3 protein-coding genes are annotated in these 2444 nt (G+C 75.5%); 2 read left to right on the top strand and 1 reads right to left on the bottom strand.

Annotated elements, in window-relative coordinates; translation table 11 throughout:
• Positions 1-179: 179 nt before the first annotated feature.
• Positions 180-842, bottom strand: a complete 663-nt coding sequence (locus CBZ_RS19815) for a histidine phosphatase family protein (RefSeq protein WP_130783153.1) — start codon at positions 840-842, stop codon at positions 180-182.
• A 306-nt stretch (positions 843-1148) separates the two neighbouring features.
• Here CBZ_RS19815 and CBZ_RS19810 point away from each other — a divergent pair, with 306 nt between their 5' ends.
• Both CBZ_RS19810 and CBZ_RS19805 read left to right on the top strand, forming a co-directional pair.
• Complete coding sequence (locus CBZ_RS19810; protein WP_246013568.1) at positions 1149-1721, top strand: RNA polymerase sigma factor; 573 nt, start codon at positions 1149-1151, stop codon at positions 1719-1721.
• Positions 1718-2444: hypothetical protein (locus CBZ_RS19805; protein ID WP_218022830.1), on the top strand; the 727-nt coding region annotated here is incomplete at its 3' end. The genes CBZ_RS19810 and CBZ_RS19805, both read left to right, overlap by 4 nt.

Raw genomic sequence — 2444 nt, 5'->3', positions numbered from 1 at the left:
TCGTCGTCCATGGCGCGATCCTGCCACCGCCCCGCCGATCGGACGACGACCCCGTCATGACGACCGCTCGACAGGCGGAGGCGGTCGTCATGACGGGGTCGGCGGGCTGGTCCGGGGATCGGGACGGGTCGACGGGCCGCAGCCGCCGTCAGGACGGAGTCGACGGACCGTGTCGCGCGTCAGGCCACGGACGGGACGGGCGTGGGGGTGCGCATCGGGCGGGCGGCGACGTGGCCCTGACCGGCGACGTCGAGCGCGAGGTCGGCGATCCGCGCCGAGCCGTCGGCCTCGACGACGACCGTGGACACCGACGCGTTGGGCAGCGGCACCAGGCCGACCTCGTCGACGGTCGCCAGGTAGGCGCCGAGCGCCAGTCCGTGCCCGACGACGAGCACGTGCTCGTCCCGACCGTCGTGCTGCGCGGCGATGCGGGCGAACACCTCCCGGGTGCGGTCCATGAAGTCGGCGGCGTGCTCGCCGCCGGGCAGACCGGGGTGACGACCCGCGAGGACCTCGGTGACCAGGTCGGGCCACGCGACGACCTCGTCGAGCACGCTCTCGGGCTTCTGCTCGTACACGCCGAACGCGTACTCGAGCAGCCCGGGGTCGGTGCGCAGCCGGACGTCGGGGTGGTGCCGCAGCAGCTCGACGGCGGTCGCCACGGCCCGCCCGGACGGTGACGACCAGGCCGCGGTGAACGGGGTGCCGGCCAGGTGCCGGGCGGTCGTCCTGACCCCGGCGCGGCCGTCGCGGGTCAGGGGTGAGTCGCAGCGTCCCTGCAGGACGCGGCGGGCGTTGAAGTGGGTGCGCCCGTGCCGGACGAGCGTCATGGTGAGGGTCATCGGTGCCCTGCTCTCTCTCGGTGTCGCCCTGACGCTAGGGACCGGTCGTGTCGCGCCGATGACGCCCGCGTGACGGTCGGGCGACCGTTCCGCGTCGGCGAGCGCTCGCCCGGCGCTGGTGCCGCCGCTCGTCGCCCCAGGTCGTCGAGCGGGTGGAGTCGGCGATGTCGCGCCACCGAACACTGACGCCCTCCCGCTGTCGACCGCACCGGTCGTCGCCTCGCAGGTCGCGGACCAGACGGCGTCGTCGCCCGATCAGCGTGCAAGCCGGCCCCAACCGGGACGACGTCGTGGTCGTCTTGGACGATGCACACCGCGAGCGGCGCGGACGGCGGAGGGAGCGGGATGCTGGGCTGGGGCGACGCGATCGACGTGCTGGTGCGTCAGCGTGGCCCGGCGCTGCTGCGGTACGGCTACCTGCTGACGGGGAGCACCGCGGACGCGCAGGACCTGGTGCAGGAGGCAGTCGCCCGCGTCCTTGCGCGCCGTCCGCGCCTGCGGGCGGCGGTGACCCTCGAGTCCTACGTGCGCCGGACGATGGCGACGCTCGTCATCGACGAGGGCCGGCGTGCGCAGCGGTGGCGGCAGGTCCGGCACCTGCTGGCCGAGCCCGACCAGGTCGCGGACGTCGCGTCGGTCACGGACGACCGCCACGTGCTGGCCGTGGCGCTGTCGACGTTGAGCCCCCGTCAGCGGACGTGCGTGGTCCTGCACCACCTCGACGGGCTGAGCGGTCCGGAGGTCGCGGAGGTGCTCGGCATCGCGCCCGGGTCCGTGAAGCGGTACCTGAGCGAGGGCATGGAGCGGCTGGAGCGCGTCGTCGGGCCGGTCGCGGAGGCCGGGGACGTGGTGGCGGCGCGAGGGAGGGGCGGGCGATGACGTACGACCTGCACGAGCGGCTGCGGGACCTGGAGAGGACGGCCCCGCTCGGCGCGCTGGACGTCGCCGCGATCGAGCTCGCGGCTCGCCGGCACCGGCGCACGCTGGTCGCTCGACGGGCCGGCGGGGCGCTGGCCCTCGTCGTCGTGGCGGTCGTCGCCGTGACGCTCGGTGGCCGGTCGCCGGAGCCTCGGTCCGCACCTCCGGCAGGGCCGTCGGGTGACGCCGCCCCGGACGTGACGGTCCGCTGCGGCGGTCCTGCACCCGCGCCCGCGACCGGCAGGGTCGTCGTCGTGCCGGTCCCGCAGATCGAGGGCCCGGACGCCGTGACCCAGTGGCGGATGTCGTCGCTCGTCACGGTGGTCAACGCCGGCAGCGAGCCTCTGGTGCTCCGGGAGCGCGCCGCCATCACGTACCTGGTCGACGCCGAGGGGCGGGTCGTCCAGAAGAGGAGCAGCACCGTCCAGCCTCAGCCGGTGCAGCTGCCCGCCCACGGGTGGAGCACGGTCGGGGAGGCGGCGGACCTGCTGGCGTGCGACGGGTCGCCGCTTCCCGACGGCGACTACACGCTGCACGCCGCGCTCACGGTGGAGGCGGCGGGGTCCGACGAGCCGCTGGACGTGGTGGGCGGCGGGCTCCCCGTGGTGGTGCGGGACGGGCGGGTCCAGCACGACCCGCCGACCGGATCGGCCGACCTGCGTCTCACGCTCGCGGCCGATCCGG

Origin of the sequence: Cellulomonas biazotea, from assembly GCF_004306155.1 — a bacterium.
Lineage (GTDB): Bacteria > Actinomycetota > Actinomycetes > Actinomycetales > Cellulomonadaceae > Cellulomonas > Cellulomonas biazotea.
Note: the sequence above shows the minus strand (reverse complement) of the source record. Positions and strands in the feature narration are given on the sequence as shown.

Coding starts and splice junctions, on each gene's coding strand:
- CBZ_RS19815 (WP_130783153.1), bottom strand. CDS start 842: ATGACCCTCACCATGACGCTCGTCCGGCACGGGCGCACCCACTTCAAC.
- CBZ_RS19810 (WP_246013568.1), top strand. CDS start 1,149: ATGCACACCGCGAGCGGCGCGGACGGCGGAGGGAGCGGGATGCTGGGC.